Source organism: Pseudomonas sp. ACN8 (genome assembly GCF_002303925.1).
In the GTDB taxonomy this organism is placed as follows: Bacteria; Pseudomonadota; Gammaproteobacteria; order Pseudomonadales; family Pseudomonadaceae; genus Aquipseudomonas.
The window spans coordinates 75,122-94,273 of the sequence record NZ_MRCS01000006.1 but is presented as its reverse complement, the minus strand read 5'-3'; the positions used below and the strand labels follow the sequence as shown (position 1 = coordinate 94,273).

Here is a 19,152-nt window from a genome sequence, read left to right as displayed (position 1 = left end):
CGTGCAAAACAACACGATCGGGCAAAAAATGCCCTCCAGGCACCGCAGCGGTGGGGCACAACGCTGCGCACAGACTTTTGCATGGAAGGCTGGAAAGAACTACCTGACAGAAATGACAGTTCCGACAAACGGTAGGCGATGTTCGATGGCGCTCATCAGCTGCGTAATGGACGTCAAGTCAGGCAGCGCGGCCTGGCTGAGCTGGACGTTGCCCGCGACTGGCGGCAACGACGCCTGCTGTACATTGAAGATAAAGGCCTGATGGACTTGCGGGTTTTCGGTAAAGAAATTCAACAGGTCCAGCCCTTCGCTGGCCATCGCTCCATTGATGAGCACCAGGTCCAGAGGCTCGCAACCGTACTCCACCAGTGGAAGGAGCTCGTCGAGACTCTGCACCGGTGCCACGCGAAAGTAGCCGAGCTGATTGAACAGCCGCTCGATCCGCAGGCGGTTGAAGTGCTGCGCATCGGCGATCAGGATGCGCAAGGATTTGTTCGGCAAGATCACCTCCAAAAGGATGTCGGTTTCAAGAGGTCGCAAAGCCTACGGAAGACCTTCCTAGATTTATGTAGGAATATTCCTAAATAAACGCCGGTTAATCTGACTTTACTCCGTGGTACTCGGACTCCAGAACGCCTGCACCACCAAGGTCGAAGTCGAAATCCGTGCCACCAGCGCATCCAGTTCATCACCATCGACCGAGGTGGTGGCCAGGGTGGCTTCGATTTCAATTTCATCCGTGCCGAAGGCGTGCACATCGACATCGCTGGCCGGGTAGTTGCTGCGTTCCAGCTCGGCTTCGAGCAAGGCCAGCACGGTTTTCTGCTGCGTGCGTCGGGCAATGACATAGACGATGTTGGTGACTTCCGCCGAAATCACGTCCAGCGGCTGACGGTTGATGTTGTTGACGATCGGCCGCAGCAGGGTGTTTGCCGCCAGCACAAACAAGGTGCCGAGCAACGCCTCGGCCAGCAGGTCGGCACCGGCGCAGGCACCGACCGCCGCCGAGGTCCAGAGCGTGGCGGCGGTATTGAGGCCGCGCACATTGCCCTCTTCGCGCATGATCACCCCGGCACCGAGAAAGCCGATACCGGAAACCACGTAGGCGACGACCCGCACAGCGCCTTCGGCACCGGCGAGCCGGTTGGCCATGTCGACGAAAATCGCCGCGCCCACCGCCACCAGCACGTTGGTGCGCAGGCCCGCGGTGCGTTGCCGGTACTGGCGCTCGAAACCGATCAGGCCACCGAGGATAAAGGCCGCGCTGAGGCTGACCAGGGTGTCGAGCAGGGAGTTCAGGTTGAGGTTGCTAAGTGCTTGCATATAAAACTCCTGGAAAAACACACGATCCCTGTAGGAGCGAGCCTGCTCGCGATAGCGGTGTATCAGTTGACATGGATATTGACTGACACTCCGTCATCGCGAGCAGGCTCGCTCCTACATCTGGCAGCATTACTGCCAGCCAAACCGGCGAATGTAGAACCCCTTCACCGCCTGGGTCAGCGCCATGTACGCCAGCAGGATCACCGGCAGGAACACGAAGTACAGCGACGGCAACGCCTGCAACTTGAAGTAATGCGCCAGCGGTCCCATCGGCAGGAAAATCCCCACGGCCATGATCAGCCCGGTCATCACCAGCAAGGGCATGGCCGCGCGGCTTTGCAGGAACGGGATCTTCGGCGTGCGGATCATGTGCACGATCAGGGTCTGGGTCAGCAGCCCGACCACGAACCAGCCGGACTGGAACAGGGTTTGGTGATCCGGGGTGTTGGCGTCGAACACGTACCACATCAAGGCGAACGTGGTGATGTCGAAGATCGAACTGATCGGCCCGAAAAACAGCATGAAGCGTCCGACATCCGCCGGTTGCCAGCGCTGCGGTTGCTTGAGCATTTCCTCATCGACGTTATCGAACGGAATGGCGATCTGCGAAATGTCATAGAGCAGGTTCTGCACCAGCAGGTGCATCGGCAGCATTGGCAGGAACGGGATGAACGCACTGGCCACCAGCACCGAGAACACGTTGCCGAAGTTCGAACTGGCGGTCATCTTGATGTACTTGAGCATGTTGGCGAAGGTCCGGCGCCCTTCCAGCACGCCCTCCTCCAGCACCATCAGGCTCTTTTCCAGCAGGATGATGTCGGCCGCTTCCTTGGCGATGTCCACGGCGCTGTCCACCGAAATACCGATGTCGGCGGTGCGTAGCGCCGGGGCGTCGTTGATGCCGTCGCCCATGAAACCGACCACGTGTCCGTTGCCCTTGAGCAGCCGGACGATGCGCTCCTTGTGGGATGGCGTCAGTTTGGCGAAGACGTTGGTGGTTTCCACCGCTTTCGCCAGCTCGGCATCGCTCATGCGTTCAATGTCGTTGCCCATCAGCAGGCCTTGCTGTTCCAGGCCGACTTCGCGACAGACTTTCGCCGTCACCAGCTCGTTGTCGCCGGTCAGTACTTTCACTGCCACGCCATGGGCTGCCAGCGCCTTGATGGCTGGGGCAGTGCTTTCTTTCGGTGGATCGAGGAACGCCACGTAACCAATCAGCGTCAGTGCCTGTTCATCGGCCAGGCTGTAGGTGTCGCGTCCTTCGGTCATCGGCCGAGCAGCAACCGCCACCACACGCAAGCCTTCGCCGTTGAACGTGGCCGTGACCTGACGGATTCGCGCCAGCAATTCTTCGCTCAAGGCTTCATCGACTTCGCCATGGCGTACCTGCGAGCACACCGCCAGCACCTCTTCCACCGCGCCCTTGCAGATCAGCAGGTGCGGTTGATCGCGCTCGGCGACCACCACCGACATGCGCCGGCGGGTGAAGTCGAACGGGATCTCGTCAACCTTGCGAAACGCCGTGCCGACTTTCAGCTCACGGTGGATCTCGACGTGTTCGAGCACCGCCACATCCAGCAGGTTTTTCAGGCCGGTCTGGTAGTAGCTGTTGAGGTAGGCCATTTCCAGCACATCATCGCAGGCGTTGCCCCAGACGTCGACGTTGCGCGCCAGGAAGATCTTGTCCTGAGTCAGTGTGCCGGTCTTGTCGGTGCACAGCACGTCCATGGCGCCGAAGTTCTGGATGGCGTCGAGGCGTTTGACGATGACTTTCTTGCGCGACAGGAACACCGCGCCCTTGGCCAGGGTCGAGGTGACGATCATCGGCAGCATTTCCGGGGTCAGGCCCACGGCGATCGACAGCGCGAACAGCAACGCTTCGGTCCAGTCGCCCTTGGTGAAACCGTTGATGAACAACACCAGCGGCGCCATCACGAACATGAAGCGGATCAGCAGCCAGCTGACTTTGTTGACCCCGGTCTGGAACGAAGTCGGCGCCCGGTCGGTGGCGCCGACGCGCTGGGCCAGGGCACCGAAATAGGTGCTGTTGCCGGTGGTGACAATCACCGCCATGGCCGTGCCGGACACCACGTTGGTGCCCATGAACAGGATGTTGTCCAGTTCCAGGGGGTTGATAGTGTCGCGGTCCTGCTGGCGGGGAAATTTTTCCACCGGCATCGATTCACCGGTCATGGCCGCCTGGCTGACGAACAGGTCCTTGGCGCTGAGCACCCGGCAATCGGCGGGAATCATGTCACCGGCAGACAGCACGATCAGGTCGCCCGGCACCAGTTGCCTGATCGGCAACTCGATACGCTGCGCGCTCTGGTCCTCAAGGTCGCGGCGCATCACCGTGGCGGTGTTGCTGACCATCGCCTTGAGGGCATCGGCGGCCTGGTTGGATTTGGTTTCCTGCCAGAAGCGCAGCAAGGTCGAGAGCACCACCATGGAGAAAATCACGATGGCGGCTTTCATGTCTTCGGTCAGCCAGGAGATGAGCGCCAGCAAGGTCAGCAGCAGGTTGAACGGATTCTTGTAGCAGTGCCACAGGTGGGTCCACCAGGGCAGCGGCTGTTCGTGCTCGACTTCATTGAGGCCCAATTGCTCGCGCAGGGCATCGGCTTCAAGTTCGCTCAAACCGTCGGTGTGACTGCCCAAATTGTTGAGCAGTTGCCCCGTGTCGCTGCCGGCAGCGGCCACCAGGGTTTGCGCCAGGGTGGGCGGGACTTCACGGCTGACCGTGGTGTCGGTGAAGGTTTCCAGCAACGCAAGGCGACGGAAGTGCCGGGCGATGTGGCGGTTACGCAGGAAGCCTGCGAAGAATTCCTTGAGGGTAAGTTTCATGGCTGGTGCCCCTTTGGTCAGCCGGGAAACCGTCGAGCAGGCAGGTCCACGCCGCTGCCGCCGGAACAACCGGCAAAGCAAGGCCTGGCGCGCCGGTCACGAATGACTGACGTGTCGATAGAGCGGCGGCCACGACAAAAAGTCGAAACCACGCACTGTTCAGCGTCGATGAGAGGGACGTCGGGACACGGCCGGGACTGGCCATGATCGGGATGCCGCTGCTCGCTTGTCGGCGAGACAACGGCACAGGAGACTGCGCGTTATCTTGCCGAGAAAATGCCGGTTACCGAGACCGGCCGACAACTGTCACTCGAACAAGTACCCACTGTGGGTCTCCGTAATGGATGAAAACGCGCGAAGCTTACGCCCCGATGTTTGGCGAGTAAACCCGTTACAAAGTCTTGCCGGGGGTATCGCGGGGTTCTTCAGGAAGGGTTCAGGATTGAGGGTCTTGGGTGATTTCAATGGCCTCATCGCGAGCAGGCTCACGCCTACATTGGTCCTGTGAACACCGGTCCATTGTAGGAGCGAGCCTGCTCGCGATGGCGGCCTTACAGACGCAGCAAACTCAGCTGGCAGTGGCCAACAACAAATCCACCACCGACCGCCCATTCCCGCGATGCTTGCCATGCTCATACAACGACCCGGCAATTTCATCGGCACGTATCGGCAGGATCGACAGCAAGGTGTCGCTCAGCCCATGGCTGGCCTGGCAAAAGCCCTGCATGTAGAGGCCGGCCTTGCAGCGTTCATCGGTGATCAGCTTGTAGTGGCGATCGACCTCGAAATCACCCAGGTACTCTTCCAGTGGCGCCAGCAGCTTGCGGTGCATCTGCCGCTCGTAACCGGTGGCCAGCACCACGGCGTCGTAGTGACGCACCGAGACTTCACCGGTGGCGTTGTTGCGCAACACCAATTCGATGCCCCGTTCGTTGGCGGTGGCCTTTTCGATCGTGGTCAGGGTGTGGAACGCATGACGGGCGATGCCCGAGACCTTCTGCCGGTAGAAGATGCCGTAGATGCGCTCGATCAGATCGATGTCCACCACCGAGTAGTTGGTGTTGTGGTACTCGTTGACCAGTCGCTCGCGCTCGCTGTCTGGCTGCTGGAACACCAGGTCGGTGAACTCCGGCGAAAACACTTCGTTGACGAAGGGGCTATCGTCGGCCGGCTTGAGTGCCGAGCCGCGCAGGATCATGTCCACCTGCACCGACGGGAAGCTGTCGTTCAAATCGATGAAGGCCTCCGCCGCGCTCTGCCCGCCACCGATGATCGCAATGCTCATCGGCCGGTTGTCCACGCACGGCTGCCTGGCCATCTGCGCCAGGTACTGGGAGTGATGGAACACCCGGCCGTCATCCTTGAGCGCCTTGAACACCTCGGGAATGCGTGGCGTGCCACCGGCGCTGACCACCACCGAACGGGTGGTGCGCACCTGCTGATGCCCGCTCCCATCGCGGGAAATCACCCGCAATGCCTCGACCTGATGGTTGTGCAGCACCGGCTCGATGGTCAGCACTTCTTCGCCGTAGCGGCTTTGCGCGGTGAACTGCCCGGCGACCCAGCGCAGGTAGTCGTTGTACTCCATGCGGCACGGATAGAAGGTGCCCAGGTTGATGAAGTCCACCAGGCGCCCGTGGGCCTTGAGGTAATTGACGAACGAGTAAGGGCTGGTCGGATTGCGCAGGGTTACCAGGTCCTTGAGGAAGGAAATCTGCAACTCGCTCTGGGTCACCAGGGTGTTGCCGTGCCAGCGGTAGTCGGCCTGCTTGTCGAGAAACAGCACATCCAGATTGCCCTGGCTCGCCCCGCGCTCTTGCAGCGCGATGGCCAGTGCCAGGTTCGACGGGCCGAATCCGACGCCGATCAGGTCGTGAACGAGGGGCGATGCAATTGCCTGTGTCATTTCCAGTGTCCTCTGGATGCTCCCCGCCATAGCGGGACATTGAACCTAAGTGACCTGACAGGCCGTGGGCCGCACAACAGGTCGTCTGTTGAGTAGGAACGAGGACCGTGAAAAAAAATTTAACCGCCCGGGATCACTAGGCGTCCCACTGTCGCATGCGTATACGGCAATGCTTCATGGCATTGACTATGTGCTTCTCGACCATCGCCCGGGAAATGCCCAGTTGCTCGGCAATCTGCGGATGGGACAGGCCTTCGATCTTGCGCAGCAGAAAACTCTCGCGGCACAACCTCGGCAACTCCGCCAGGGCACTCTGGAGCATTTCCAGGCGCTGGCCATGATCGAGCATGCTTTGTGGCGAAGGGGTGAAATAGCGCTCCTCATTGTCGAGCACGTCCAGGGGTTCGGCCTGACGCAGGGTATTGCGTCGATGGTCGTCGATGACCAGGTTCAGGGCGGTGCGATAAAGGAATGCCCGGGGCTGCTCGATCGGCGTATCACTGGAGCGCTCCAGGACCCGCAGATAAGCGTCATGCACCACATCTTCGGCCACCTGACGGTTGCCCAGCCTGGCGTTCAGGAAACACACCAGTTCGCGATAGTAGTTTTCCAACATGACTCCCGTCCGCACGGGGGTGCGGTTTCTGTCCTTGAGCCGGTTCGGTGACCGCTGAATTACACAGTGGCACGATAGTGGCAGTTCGAGTCGCGTAATTTATAGTAATTCTCATATAGATTTAAAGTACTGCTTCAACTTGCCCGATAAATTGTCTCGCCCCCTGTAGGAGCGAGCTTGCTCGCGATGGTCGTGAACGATGATGCGTATTTTCTGATTTATCGCGTCGTCCTTGCGGCCATCGCGAGCAAGCTCGCTCCTACAGTGGGTTGTGTCGTCGCCTAAATTCTGTGCCCGGTCCATCGTTTACAGGACAGCTCCCCGTCTCTGCCCGCCTCCGCCGCTGAACGACGGGCCGATTTTCCCAGGCTGGAACCCTGCATGAAACGTCCCCGACAGACCCGACGCGCCCTGCTTGCAGCACTTTGTCTGATCCCCGTGGTGGCCGTCGCCGCCTGGCAGTTCATCCCGCCGGGCCGCGACGGGCTGGTCACCGTCCAGGTCAGCCGCGCCGACATTGAAAGCAGCGTCACCGCATTGGGCACCCTGCAACCGCGGCGTTATGTCGACGTCGGCGCCCAGGCCTCCGGGCAGATCCACAAGATCCACGTGGAAGTCGGCGATGTGGTCAAGGAAGGCCAGTTGCTGGTGGAAATCGACCCGTCCACGCAACAGGCCAAACTTGATGCCGGGCGCTTCTCCGTCGAAAATCTCAAGGCGCAGCTGCAGGAACAGCGCGCGCAACACGACCTGGCCCGGCAGAAGTACCAGCGTCAACAGAACCTCGCCGCCGGCGGCGCCACCCGTGAAGAAGACGTGCAGACCGCCCAGGCCGAACTGCGCGCCACCCAGGCACGGGTCGCCATGTTCCAGGCGCAGATCCGCCAGGCCGAAGCCAGCCTGCGCAGCGACCAGGCGGAGCTTGGCTACACGCGGATCTATGCGCCGATGGCCGGCACCGTGGTCGCGCTGGATGCCCGGGTCGGCCAGACCCTCAACGCCCAACAGCAGACTCCGCTGATCCTGCGCATCGCCAAACTGTCGCCAATGACCGTGTGGGCCGAGGTCTCGGAGGCCGACATCGGCCACGTCAAACCCGGCATGCACGCCTGGTTCACCACCCTGAGCGGCGGCACCCGGCGCTGGACCAGCACCGTGCGGCAAATCCTGCCCGTCCCGCCCAAGCCGCTGGACCAGACCAGCCAGGGCAGCGGCAGCCCCGCCAGCACCAGCAAAAGCGGGAGTGCCCGCGTGGTGCTGTACACCGTGTTGCTGGACGTCGACAACGCCGACAACGCCTTGATGGCGGAAATGACCACCCAGGTATTTTTCGTCGCCAATCAGGCGCAGAACGTACTCACCGCGCCCATCGCAGCCCTGCAGGCCGGCCCGCAGACAGACCGGCAGACCGCGCAAGTGGTCGCCAGCAACGGCAGCATCGAGCAGCGCAACGTGCGCACCGGCATCAGTGACCGCCTGCGGGTACAGATCCTCGACGGCCTGCAGGAGGGCGATCACCTGTTGATCGGCCCGGTCGACGGGAGTGGCGCTGAATGCACACGCCCCTGATCGACCTTTCGGACATCCGCAAAGCCTATGGCGGTGGCGACGCGCCTGAAGTCCACGTGCTGCGTGGCATCGACCTGTCGATCCATGCCGGGGAGTTCGTGGCGATCGTCGGCGCTTCCGGCTCCGGCAAATCGACGCTGATGAACATCCTCGGCTGCCTCGACCGCCCGACCTCGGGCGAATACCGCTTCGCTGGGGAAAACGTCGCGGCGCTGGACAGTGACGAACTGGCCTGGCTGCGCCGTGAAGCCTTTGGTTTTGTGTTCCAGGGCTACCACCTGATTCCCTCCGGTTCGGCCCAGGAAAACGTCGAGATGCCGGCGATCTACGCAGGCTTGCCCGCCGCCGAACGCCACGCCCGCGCCGCCGCCCTGCTCGAGCGCCTCGGCCTGGCTTCGCGCACCGGCAACCGCCCCCATCAACTCTCCGGCGGGCAGCAGCAACGGGTGTCGATTGCCCGCGCGTTGATGAACGGCGGCCACATCATCCTGGCCGACGAACCCACCGGTGCCCTCGACAGCCACAGCGGCGCCGAGGTCATGACCTTGCTCGACGAGCTGGCGAGCCAGGGCCACGTGGTGATCCTCATCACCCACGACCGCGAAGTAGCGGCCCGGGCCAAACGCATCATCGAGATCCGCGACGGCGAGATCATCAGCGACAGCGCCCGGGACAATCCTGCCGCGCAACACTCGGCCAACCCCGGCGCCCTGCAAGCCGTCGATTTACGCAGGCGCCTGAGCGAAAGCGCAGAAGCCACTGGCGCCTGGAAAGGCGAACTGGTCGATGCCGTGCACGCGGCGTGGCGAGTGATGTGGATCAACAAGTTCCGCACCGCCCTGACCCTGCTCGGCATCATCATCGGCGTCGCCTCGGTGGTGGTGATGCTGGCCGTCGGCGAAGGCAGCAAACGCCAGGTGATGGCGCAGATGGGCGCGTTCGGCTCCAACATCATTTACCTCAGCGGCTCGGCGCCCAACCCGCGTACGCCCATGGGCATCGTCACCCTCGATGAAGTCGCGGCGATTGCCAGCTTGCCCCAGGTGAAACGAATCATGCCGGTCAACGGCCAGGAGGCCGGGGTGCGTTTCGGCAACCTCGACCACATGAGCTACGTCGGCGGCAACGACACCAACTTCCCGGCGATTTTCAACTGGCCGGTGGTCGAAGGCAGTTACTTTACCCACGCCGACGAACAGAACGCCGCGGCGGTCGCGGTGATCGGGCACAAGGTGCGGACCAAACTGCTCAAGGACGTGGCCAACCCGATCGGCCAGTACATCCTGATCGAAAACGTCCCCTTCCAGGTGGTCGGCGTGCTCGCGGAAAAAGGCGCCAGCTCCGGCGACTCCGACAGCGACGACCGCATCGCCATCCCCTACTCCGCCGCCAGCGTGCGCCTGTTCGGCACCCACAATCCCGAATACATCGCCATCGCCGCCGCCGACGCGCGCAAGGTCAAGGAAACCGAAAAAGCCATCGAGCAACTGATGCTGCGCCTGCACGACGGCAAGCACGATTTCGAGCTGACCAACAACGCGGCGATGATCCAGGCCGAGGCGCGCACACAAAACACCCTGTCGCTGATGCTCGGTTCGATTGCGGCGATTTCCCTGCTGGTGGGCGGAATCGGCGTGATGAACATCATGCTCATGACCGTGCGCGAGCGGACTCGCGAGATCGGTATCCGCATGGCCACCGGTGCCCGCCAGCGCGACATTCTGCGCCAGTTCCTCACCGAAGCGGTGATGCTCTCGGTGGTGGGCGGCCTCACCGGGATCGCCCTGGCGCTGATCGTCGGTGGCGTGCTGATTGTCAGCGAAGTCGCTGTCGCGTTCTCCCTGATAGCGGTGCTGGGTGCCTTCGGCTGCGCCCTGGTCACCGGTGTCGTTTTCGGCTACATGCCGGCCCGCAAGGCTGCCCGACTCGACCCGGTCACGGCCCTTACCAGTGAATGATCGATTGATGAAGCCGCCACTCAGCCTGTTAACTTTGTGCCTGCTGCTCAGCGCCTGTGGCAGCCCGGCCCAGCGCCCGGACAGCGGCATCCAGCCGCCCGCCGCCTGGCAATCGCCGCACACCGCAGGCACTGTCCATGACAACCAGCAATGGTGGAACCGCTTCGGCAGCCCGCAACTGGGGCGCCTGATCGAACAGGCACGGCTTGGCAGCTACGACCTGGCCGCAGCCATCGCGAGAGTACGCCAGGCCCAGGCCGACACGGTGATTGCCGGCGGCTCGCAATTGCCCGAGGTCAAGGCCGGGGTCAACGCCAATCGCCAGAAACTGCTGCGCGGCAGCGGCTACAGTCAGCTCGATGCCGACAGGGATAACGATGCCGTCGACTACTTCACGGCGAACCTGACGGCCAGCTACGAAATTGATTTCTGGGGCGGCCAACGGGCCAGTCGCGACAGTGCGCAATTCAGTCTGCAAGCCAGCGAGTTCGATCAGGCCACAGTGGAATTGACGTTGCTCAGTGGTGTGGCCAACGGCTACGCGCAAGCCTTGTCGTTGCAGGAGCAGAGCCGCATCGCCGAGTTGAATCTGGCCAATGCCCAAAACGTGTTGAAACTGGTGCAGACCCGTTTCGATTCGGGCTCGGCCACGGCCCTGGAACTGGCGCAGCAAAAAAGCCTGGTGGCAGCGCAGCAACGCCAGCTGCCGCTGGTGCAACAACAGGCCGAGGATGCACGGATCAGCCTCGCTGTCCTGCTCGGTCGCCCGGTTCAGGCGCTGTCACTGGGTCAGGAGCGATTCGATCAACTGACCTGGCCCGACATCGAGGCCGGGGTACCCAGCCAGTTGCTCAGCCGCCGTCCGGACATTGCCCGGGCCGAGGCGCAACTGGCCGCCGCCCAGGCCGACGTCACCGTCGCCCGGGCCGCGATGCTGCCGACCGTGACCCTCACCGCCGAAATCGGCTCCGGCGCCGACCGGGCCGACGACATTCTGCGCAGCCCCTTCTACAACCTCACCGCCGGGCTGCTCGCGCCGGTGTTCAACAACGGCCGCCTCGGCGCCCAGCGCGACAAGGCCACGGCACGCCAGGAGGAACTGCTGGAGACCTATCGCGGCGCGATCATCAACGGCTTCGCCGACGTCGAAAAGGCCCTCAACAGCATCCGCGGACTGGATGAACAGCGCGGGTGGCAGAGCGAAGAGCTGAGCCAGGCACAGACCGCGTTCAACATCGCGCAAAGCCGCTATCAGGCCGGGGCCGAGGATTTACTGACGGTGCTGGAAACCCAGCGCACGCTGTATGCGGCGCAGGATTTGAACGTGCAACTGCGGTTGTCGCGGATGCAGGCGAGTATTGCGCTGTACAAGGCGTTGGGTGGCGGGTGGCAGGTTTTGTAATCTTTGTCGTCAGTGAGTACGCCTTCGCGAGCAGGCTCGCTCCTACATGATTTGTGTCGTGCCCGAACCATGCGGAAAACACTAAACCTTGTAGGAGCGAGCCTGCTCGCGATTGAACGATAACGCGGTATCAAGCCTGGCTCTGTTTAGCCTTCAAATGCCGCGCATACCACGGCCGTTGTGGCACCTTACGGAACAAGCCGGCAAGTTTCTTCTCGTCTTCGCCAAAGGTAATGCGCAGCGCCAGCTTCATGGTTTCCGGGTCCATTTCCACTGACTTGCCTGTCTGCAAACCGGGCGTGGTGCTGCAGCCATGGGTGCTCGGGCCGAGCCACGGGTCATCGATTTCGACCCAGCGCCCTGGCGCGAACCATTGCACGCCGTTGACCTGCAGCCGACTGACCTGCCCCGGATGAAAGCGCTCGTGAGCGCGGAACCAGTCTTCCAGGCGATCGTCGATCCAGCCGTGGAAATGCCAGAACACCGGGCTCACATGGGAAGAAAACGGGTCGCCGAGAAAATCGTTTTCCGGTGCAAACCAGCGTGCGGAAAAGTCCGCCGGATCCCGGGCGAATGGCACCGGCTGACCGTTGGACGGATCACGCGGCACCGAAGCCCAGCGCATGTGCAGCCAGTCGTGCAGGCCCAGTTCGACCTCCGAGCCGAACTGACCGAGGGTCAACGTCGATAGGTAACGCGGATCGCGGTAGCGCGATTCCCAGACCTGGAAATTGCTGTGATAGGTCTCGCCTGTCTTGATGTCGCTGACCCATTGCGTGTACTCGTCATCGTCCTCGGCCAGCCAGGTCGGCGGCAAAGCGGTGCCGTCGTGGTTGTCGAAGTAACGTGCAAAGCCGAGCCTGTCCCGCGCCAGCTCCGGCTGCGGCAACGGGAAGTGCGTCCAGGACGGCAGGTCCTGCATCGAGCGCGCGGTGCCGAGCATGTGCCGGTGCATGAAGAAAAAGTCCACGCCCGAACCGTTGCGATCCTTGCGTTCACCTCGGGCGTCACGCTCCGTGTCTCGCGGTCCGGGTTGCCAGCCGAGCCCGCGCAAGGCGCCGCGCTGGTCTTCGGACAGCTTGTGCCACTTGTCCCGGGAGGCATGCCAAAGCTGGTGGAACAACCGGTGTTCCGGGGATACCAGCCAGGCCAGCAGGGTCGGATTGAGGCCGGCGCGCTCCCGGGCTTCAGGGAATTCCCGTTTGACGGCAATGAAGCGATTGTCCTGCGCGGTGAGCATCAGTGGCCGATTCAGGTCCAGCACCCGTCCACTGAGGCTGCCGCTGCCGGCGTTGCCGAAACCGGCCCACACCTCGTCCAGGGTCATGTCGAACTCGTAATCGCAACAGCCGCTGGCCCCCAGCAGTCGCCAGGCCAGCTGCTTCGGGTTGGCCCCGGACAGATCGCCGAGCACCCGGTAACGGGGCTCCTCGGTGGAGCGCAAACGCTCGGCGGTGTCGAGATAACCACTGAAACCACGCCCCTTGTGGCCGATGTCGAGGAACACCTCCAGGCCTTCGAGGGGCAAGCCTTCGATACCGGCGTCACGACCTTCGAAACGAATCTGCCAGACCCCGCGCAAGGTATCCGCCAAGCGTTGGCCGGCAACATCCGCCACCTCGAACGAGGCTTCGCCGGGGGTGATGGTCGGGTCCGGCCTGGACAGTTCGCGATGCCCGTAATACACCGCCGGCACGGCGGCACCGGTCAGCGCCAGACCCGCGAGGAACCATCGTCGAGAAATCGTCATTGCCCTACCTGTGTCAGCCATGAAGCAGGCTTTATCCAAGCTAGAACGTTTGTTGCCCGCATAAATTTAAAAAGCATCGCGAGCAGGGCTCGCTCCTACAGGAGACCGCATTCCCATGTAGGAGCGAGCCCTGCTCGCGATGAGGCCATCAGCCGCGCTAAATTTTCCGGCCAGCCACTCGTTCCCCCCAGATAGCAAAGGCCCCTGCGCCTGATCCGGGGCGGCGAACCTGACTGAGACGACAATGACAAAACCACGTTCAAAAAAGGCTCTTTTCATCGGCCTGCCGCTGGCCCTGGCGATCAGCGCAGGAGCGGGCTTCGCGGCCTGGGACTACGGGTTCAGGGACAACCCAGGCTACCCGGTCAAGGTGATGAAACAGGCCGATCAGTTGCAGGAACGCATTCTCTCGTTCGACAGCCACATCACCGTGCCCATGGACTTCGGCACCGCCGGCAATGAAGTCGACAAGGACGGCGAAGGCCAGTTCGACCTGATCAAGACCGGGCGCGGGCGCCTGTCCGGTGCGGCGCTGACGATTTTCGGCTGGCCGGAAATCTGGAACGGCCCCAACGCCCCCCATCGCCCTACCGCCGGTTTCGTCGACGAGGCCCGCCATGAGCAGGAAACCCGCTACAAGATCATCAGCGCGATGGTGCGTGACTTCCCCAATCAAGTAGCCATCGCCTACACCCCCGACGACTTCCGCCGCCTGCATGGCGAAGGCAAATTCGCGGTGTTCATCAGCATGCTCAACGCCTATCCGCTGGGCAATGACCTCAACGCCCTGGACAAGTGGGCCGCGCGCGGCATGCGCATGTTCGGCTTCAGCTACGTGGGCAACAACGCCTGGGCCGATTCGTCACGGCCGCTGCCGTTTTTCAATGATTCGCGGGACGCCTTGGGTGGGCTGTCGGACATCGGCAAGCAAGCGGTACATCGCCTCAACGACCTGGGCGTGATCATCGATGTGTCGCAGATGTCGACCAAGGCCCTGGAGCAAGTCGCGCAACTGAGCCGCACGCCGATGGTCGCCTCCCACTCGGCACCACGCGCGCTGGTGGACATCCCGCGCAACCTCAGCGACCCGGAAATGCAGCTGATCAAGAACAGCGGCGGCGTGGTGCAGATCGTCGGTTTCCCGACCTATATCCGCCCGCTGAGCCAGGCCACCCAGGACAAGCTCAACGCCCTGCGCGCCCGCTTCGACCTGCAACCACTGCAAGGCCTGGAGATGGCGCTGATGCCCGGCGATCCGGTGATCACTGTCTGGCCCGAGCAGCGCTTCGGCGAGTACGCCAGCCAGCTCTATTCGATCCTCGACGAAGAACCCAAGGCCACTCTCAAGGATTACGGCGATGCGATCGATTATGCCGTGAAGAAAATCGGCATCGACCACGTCGGCATCAGTTCCGACTTCAACGACGGCGGCGGCCTCGACGGCTGGAAAGACGTCAGCGAGGCCCGCAACGTGACCGCCGAACTGATCAGCCGCGGCTACAGCGAGGCCGACATCGCCAAGCTCTGGGGCGGCAACTTCCTGCGGGTCTGGGACCAGGTGCAGAAGTCCTCCCGGCCTGTCGTTCAAAACTGATTTCTCCTTTGCCAAAGCGAACCGAATCCATGACCAACCGTCGTTCATTCCTCAAGCAGGCCGGCATCCTCGCGGCCGGCATCCCCCTGGTCTCCGCCGTGAGTCTGCCAGCACGGGCCGCCAGCCCCGCGCCACTGCCCAAGGACAAATGGGACCAGTTGCGCCAACTCTTCACCCAAGACCCGAACTACCTGCACTTCGCCAACTTCCTGGTGACCTCGCACCCGCTGCCTGTGCGTGAAGCCATCGAGATGCACCGCGCCAATCTGGATCGCAACCCGGGCCTGGCCATGGACTGGCATCGCGGCGAAACCGAACGCCGCGAAGAAGAGGTGCGCGTGTGGGCCGGTCGCTATCTGAAAGCCAAGCCGTCGCAGATCGCCCTGACCGGCAGCACTACCGAAGGCCTGGCGATGATCTACGCCGGCATCCACGTGCGCCCGGATCAGGAGATCCTCACCAGCGAACACGAGCACTACGCCGCCAACAGCGTGTTCGAATACCGCACCCAGAAGGACGGCACCCAGGTTCGCAAGATCAAATTGTTCGAAGACCCGTACAAGGTTTCGACCGCCGAAGTGCTGGCCGCGATTGAACGCAACATCCGCCCCGAAACCCGCGTGCTGGGCATGACCTGGGTGCATTCCGGCAGCGGCGTGAAGCTGCCCATCGGAGAGATCGGCAAACTGGTGGAAGAGAAAAACCGTGGCCGCGCCGACAAGGACCGCATCCTCTACGTGATCGATGGCGTACACGGCTTCGGCGTGGAGAACGTCGACTTCCCGGACATGCACTGCGATTTCTTCATTGCCGGCACCCACAAATGGATGTTCGGCCCACGGGGTACCGGGATCATTTGCGCCCGCTCCGACGAGCTCAAGGACGTGACCCCGACCATCCCGACCTTCTCCGAAGCCACCCGATTTTCCACGGTGATGACCTACGGCGGCTACCACTCGTTCGAACACCGCTGGGCACTGACCGAAGCTTTCAAATTGCACCTGGAGCTGGGCAAGGCCGAGGTGGCGATGCGCATTCACGCCATCAACAGCTACCTGAAAAAACGCTTGCAGGCACACCCGTCGGTGGAGCTGGTCACGCCGCTGTCGCCGGAATATTCCGCCGGCTTCACCTTCTTCCGCATCAAGAACCGGGACTGCGAGGAGGTCGCCAATTACCTGATGGATCAGCGCGTGGTGTGCGATGCCGTGGACCGGGATGTCGGGCCGATCATTCGTGTGTCGCCGGGGCTGCTCAATACCCAAGCGCACATCGACCGCCTGATGGAACTGCTGGCCAACCAGGTCTGACTGAGCGAGAGCCATTATGAAAAGCACCCTGAAAAAACTCGGCGCCCTGACGCTGCTGGCCGTGCTCGGCAGCGCCTTGCCCGGCCTCGCCCAGGCCTACACCGCGCCGTTGCCCGGCAAGGTCTTCAAGGATTGCCGTAACTGCCCGGAAATGGTGGTGCTGCCCGCCGGCACCTTCACCATGGGCACCCCGGACGACGAGGTCGGCCGCGAGCCAGATGAAGGCCCGATGCATGAGGTGACGTTCGACAAACCCTTCGCCATGAGCCGCTACCAGATCACCGCTGGCGAATGGGCCCAATACATGAAGGAAACCGGAGTCACCCTGCCCGATGGCGACACCCGCCCCGGCCGGGCATGCACCAATGGCAAACCGAGTTACCCCCAGGACCCGCGCCAGCCGGCGGTGTGCATGAACTTCGCCGAAGTCAGCGCCTACGTCGCCTGGCTGTCGATGAAAACCGGCCAGCATTACCACATCGTCAGCGAGGCCCAGCGCGAGTACGCAGCCCGCGCCGGGTCAACGGGAGCGTTCCCCTTCCCGTTCGACCCCGGCACCGAGTACAGCATCGCCACCCATGCCAACACCTACGGCCCCACCGATGGCTACAGTTACTCCTCACCGGTGGGCAGCTTTCCGGCGAATGCCTTCGGCATGTACGACATGCATGGCAACGTCTACGAGTGGATCGCCGACTGCTACCACCCGGACTACGTCGGCGCGCCCACCGATGGCAGCGCCTGGACCGAACCGAACTGCGACACCCTGCGCATCCGTGGCAACGACTGGGGCGAAGCGCCAGTGTTTTCCCGCTCGGGCAACCGCAATGACATCGACCCGCAAACCCGTGGCGACTGGATCGGATTTCGCGTCGTGCGCACTCTCTAGCTTCCCCATCCTGTGGGAGCGAGCCTGCTCGCGAAAGCGGTCTGCCTGTCGCAGTAGAAGTTGACTGATAGTCCGCCTTCGCGAGCAGGCTCGCTCCCACACTGATTTGTACCCTGTCAGCGGACCGAGCCCCCGCCACCCGTCTCCCACCCTTTAAATTAAGCCCTCCACCAGACGTTCTACTGGGTATCTGCCTCAAGACCCAAGGAACCCTCTGCCCATGACCCAGCCAACGCGCGGTGCAATTCATGAATTGTTCAGCCTCCTCAAACCGTTCCGGCTCGTCGTCAGTCTGTCGATCCTTTTGGGCATGGTGGGTGGCCTGAGCGTGACGGCGCTGTTGGCCACCATCAACAACGCGCTGCACTCGCCGAATGGCCTGACCCAAGGCGTGGTCGCGCTGTTCGGCGGCCTGTGCCTGCTGGCCCTGGGCAGTTCGATCTGCTCGGACATCGGCACCAACTACGTCGGCCAGCACATCATTGCCAGGCTGCGCAAAACCCTTGGGGAAAAGGTGCTTTCAGCGCCCATCGAGCAGATCGAGCGCTACCGCAGCCACCGGCTGATCCCGGTGCTGACCCACGATGTCGACACCATCAGCGACTTCGCCTTCGCCTTCGCACCGCTGGCGATTTCCCTGACCGTGACCCTCGGCTGCATGGGCTACCTGGCGATGTTGTCGTGGCCGATGTTCCTGATGATGGTGCTGGCGATTGCCATCGGCACCGGCATCCAGTTCTACGCCCAGGGCAAGGGCATCCAGGGTTTCATGGCCGCCCGCGATGCCGAGGACGATCTGCAAAAGCACTACAACGCCATTGCCGGCGGCGCCAAGGAGTTGCGCATCCACCGCCCGCGCCGCCAGCGCATGTTCGTCAAGGGCATCCAGGGCACCGCCGATTTCATCTGTAACACACAGGTGCGTTCGATCAACACCTTCGTGATCGCCAAGACCCTGGGCTCGATGCTGTTCTTCGTGGTGATCGGCCTGGCGCTGGCCCTGCAATCGTTCTGGCCCAGTGCCGACCAAGCGGTGATGAGCGGTTTCGTGCTGGTGCTGCTGTACATGAAAGGCCCGATCGAGCACCTGGTCAGCACCTTGCCGATCGTCAGCCGGGCGCGCATTGCCTTTCGCCGCATCGCCGAACTGTCCAGCCAGTTTTCCTCCCCCGAGCCGCACCTGCTGCTCAACGACAAAGGCACCTCGCCGACGGTGGTCAACCGCTTGCAACTGGACAACGTCAGCTACGCCTTCCCCGCCGCCCCCGGCAGCGACGCGTTTCGCCTGGGCCCGGTGAACCTGACCATCGAACAAGGCGACATCGTTTTCATCGTCGGCGAAAACGGCTGCGGCAAGACCACCCTGATCAAGTTGCTGCTGGGTCTCTACGCGCCGCAACAGGGATCGATCCTGCTCAACGGCCAAGGCATCGATGCGCACAATCGCGACGACTACCGCCAATTGTTCACCACGATTTTTGCCGACTACTACCTGTTCGATGACGTGGTCCAGGGCGACCAGCACATTCCCGAAGATGCCAACCAATACCTGCAGCGGCTGGAGATCGCGCACAAGGTCAGCGTCAGGGACGGCAGCTTCACCACCACCGACCTGTCCACCGGCCAGCGCAAGCGCCTGGCGCTGGTCAATGCCTGGCTGGAAGAGCGCCCGGTGCTGGTGTTCGACGAATGGGCCGCCGACCAGGACCCGACCTTCCGCCGCATCTTCTACACCGAGCTGCTGCCGGACCTCAAACGCCTGGGCAAGACCATCATCGTGATCTCCCACGACGACCGCTATTTCGACATGGCCGATCAACTGGTGCGCATGGAATCGGGCCGGGTCGTCACCGAGCGCACAACCGTTTGAGTGCCATTGCCGCACGCAAATCATTGTTTTTTGAAGTTTGTTTTCCGGTTTAGCCAAAGTGGTCCGTCTAATAATAATTATCATTAACTAAAAAACTGCACACACCATTCTGGAGCGATTC

General features: G+C 62.4%; 13 protein-coding genes. 7 read left to right on the top strand and 6 right to left on the bottom strand.

Annotated elements, in window-relative coordinates; translation table 11 throughout:
- Positions 1–99 precede the first annotated feature (99 nt).
- The 5 genes from BSF44_RS05020 to BSF44_RS05000 all read right to left on the bottom strand — a co-directional run bounded on the left by BSF44_RS05020 (position 100) and on the right by BSF44_RS05000 (position 6,689).
- A complete protein-coding gene (locus BSF44_RS05020; RefSeq protein WP_095942597.1) occupies positions 100–501 on the bottom strand; it encodes a chemotaxis protein CheY in 402 nt (133 codons plus the stop codon).
- Between the two features lie 105 nt (positions 502–606).
- On the bottom strand, positions 607–1,323 hold the full coding sequence (locus BSF44_RS05015; protein WP_095942543.1) for an MgtC/SapB family protein: 717 nt from the start codon (positions 1,321–1,323) through the stop codon (positions 607–609).
- A 129-nt stretch (positions 1,324–1,452) separates the two neighbouring features.
- The gene (gene mgtA, locus BSF44_RS05010; protein WP_095942542.1) at positions 1,453–4,167 is read right to left on the bottom strand and encodes a magnesium-translocating P-type ATPase; all 2,715 of its coding nucleotides are present in this window, start codon (positions 4,165–4,167) and stop codon (positions 1,453–1,455) included.
- A 568-nt stretch (positions 4,168–4,735) separates the two neighbouring features.
- On the bottom strand, positions 4,736–6,073 hold the full coding sequence (locus tag BSF44_RS05005; protein ID WP_095942541.1) for a lysine N(6)-hydroxylase/L-ornithine N(5)-oxygenase family protein: 1,338 nt from the start codon (positions 6,071–6,073) through the stop codon (positions 4,736–4,738).
- Positions 6,074–6,209: 136 nt separating this feature from the next.
- The gene (locus tag BSF44_RS05000; protein ID WP_095942540.1) at positions 6,210–6,689 is read right to left on the bottom strand and encodes a sigma-70 family RNA polymerase sigma factor; all 480 of its coding nucleotides are present in this window, start codon (positions 6,687–6,689) and stop codon (positions 6,210–6,212) included.
- Positions 6,690–7,070: 381 nt separating this feature from the next.
- Between BSF44_RS05000 and BSF44_RS04995 the strand changes: the two genes are divergently transcribed.
- From BSF44_RS04995 to BSF44_RS04985, 3 genes are read left to right on the top strand one after another with little or no spacing between them, the layout of a single operon-like run.
- Entirely contained in the window at positions 7,071–8,258 is a 1,188-nt protein-coding gene (locus tag BSF44_RS04995; RefSeq protein ID WP_095942539.1) for an efflux RND transporter periplasmic adaptor subunit, read from the top strand.
- On the top strand, positions 8,243–10,216 hold the full coding sequence (locus BSF44_RS04990) for a MacB family efflux pump subunit (RefSeq protein ID WP_095942538.1): 1,974 nt from the start codon (positions 8,243–8,245) through the stop codon (positions 10,214–10,216). The genes BSF44_RS04995 and BSF44_RS04990 overlap by 16 nt, the downstream gene beginning before the upstream one ends.
- Before the next feature lie 7 nt (positions 10,217–10,223).
- The gene (locus BSF44_RS04985; protein WP_095942537.1) at positions 10,224–11,618 is read left to right on the top strand and encodes an efflux transporter outer membrane subunit; all 1,395 of its coding nucleotides are present in this window, start codon (positions 10,224–10,226) and stop codon (positions 11,616–11,618) included.
- Positions 11,619–11,748: 130 nt separating this feature from the next.
- On the opposite strand, the gene BSF44_RS04980 is transcribed toward BSF44_RS04985, so the two are convergent.
- Complete coding sequence (locus BSF44_RS04980; RefSeq protein WP_095942536.1) at positions 11,749–13,368, bottom strand: PvdJ/PvdD/PvdP-like protein; 1,620 nt, start codon at positions 13,366–13,368, stop codon at positions 11,749–11,751.
- 244 nt (positions 13,369–13,612) lie between these two features.
- On the opposite strand from BSF44_RS04980, the gene pvdM reads away from it, so the two are divergent.
- The 4 genes from pvdM to BSF44_RS04960 all read left to right on the top strand — a co-directional run bounded on the left by pvdM (position 13,613) and on the right by BSF44_RS04960 (position 19,031).
- Complete coding sequence (pvdM, locus tag BSF44_RS04975; RefSeq protein WP_095942535.1) at positions 13,613–14,962, top strand: pyoverdine-tailoring dipeptidase-like protein PvdM; 1,350 nt, start codon at positions 13,613–13,615, stop codon at positions 14,960–14,962.
- Between the two features lie 29 nt (positions 14,963–14,991).
- Positions 14,992–16,272 (top strand): aminotransferase class V-fold PLP-dependent enzyme, encoded by a 1,281-nt coding sequence (locus tag BSF44_RS04970; RefSeq protein WP_095942534.1) that lies wholly within the window; start codon positions 14,992–14,994, stop codon positions 16,270–16,272.
- Between the two features lie 16 nt (positions 16,273–16,288).
- Positions 16,289–17,161, top strand: coding sequence for a formylglycine-generating enzyme family protein (locus BSF44_RS04965; protein ID WP_095942533.1), 873 nt, complete (start codon positions 16,289–16,291; stop codon positions 17,159–17,161).
- Positions 17,162–17,381: 220 nt separating this feature from the next.
- A complete protein-coding gene (locus BSF44_RS04960) occupies positions 17,382–19,031 on the top strand; it encodes a cyclic peptide export ABC transporter (protein ID WP_095942532.1) in 1,650 nt (549 codons plus the stop codon).
- The last annotated feature ends 121 nt before the right edge of the window (positions 19,032–19,152 follow it).

What these genes read in the sequence shown, in the direction of transcription:
- BSF44_RS04970 (WP_095942534.1), top strand. Translation starts at nt 14,992, where the DNA reads ATGACCAACCGTCGTTCATTCCTCAAGCAGGCCGGCATCCTCGCGGCC.
- BSF44_RS05015 (WP_095942543.1), bottom strand. Translation starts at nt 1,323, where the DNA reads ATGCAAGCACTTAGCAACCTCAACCTGAACTCCCTGCTCGACACCCTG.
- BSF44_RS05000 (WP_095942540.1), bottom strand. Translation starts at nt 6,689, where the DNA reads ATGTTGGAAAACTACTATCGCGAACTGGTGTGTTTCCTGAACGCCAGG.
- BSF44_RS04990 (WP_095942538.1), top strand. Translation starts at nt 8,243, where the DNA reads ATGCACACGCCCCTGATCGACCTTTCGGACATCCGCAAAGCCTATGGC.
- BSF44_RS04985 (WP_095942537.1), top strand. Translation starts at nt 10,224, where the DNA reads ATGAAGCCGCCACTCAGCCTGTTAACTTTGTGCCTGCTGCTCAGCGCC.
- pvdM (WP_095942535.1), top strand. Translation starts at nt 13,613, where the DNA reads ATGACAAAACCACGTTCAAAAAAGGCTCTTTTCATCGGCCTGCCGCTG.
- BSF44_RS04960 (WP_095942532.1), top strand. Translation starts at nt 17,382, where the DNA reads ATGACCCAGCCAACGCGCGGTGCAATTCATGAATTGTTCAGCCTCCTC.
- BSF44_RS04965 (WP_095942533.1), top strand. Translation starts at nt 16,289, where the DNA reads ATGAAAAGCACCCTGAAAAAACTCGGCGCCCTGACGCTGCTGGCCGTG.
- mgtA (WP_095942542.1), bottom strand. Translation starts at nt 4,167, where the DNA reads ATGAAACTTACCCTCAAGGAATTCTTCGCAGGCTTCCTGCGTAACCGC.
- BSF44_RS04980 (WP_095942536.1), bottom strand. Translation starts at nt 13,368, where the DNA reads ATGACGATTTCTCGACGATGGTTCCTCGCGGGTCTGGCGCTGACCGGT.
- BSF44_RS05005 (WP_095942541.1), bottom strand. Translation starts at nt 6,073, where the DNA reads ATGACACAGGCAATTGCATCGCCCCTCGTTCACGACCTGATCGGCGTC.
- BSF44_RS04995 (WP_095942539.1), top strand. Translation starts at nt 7,071, where the DNA reads ATGAAACGTCCCCGACAGACCCGACGCGCCCTGCTTGCAGCACTTTGT.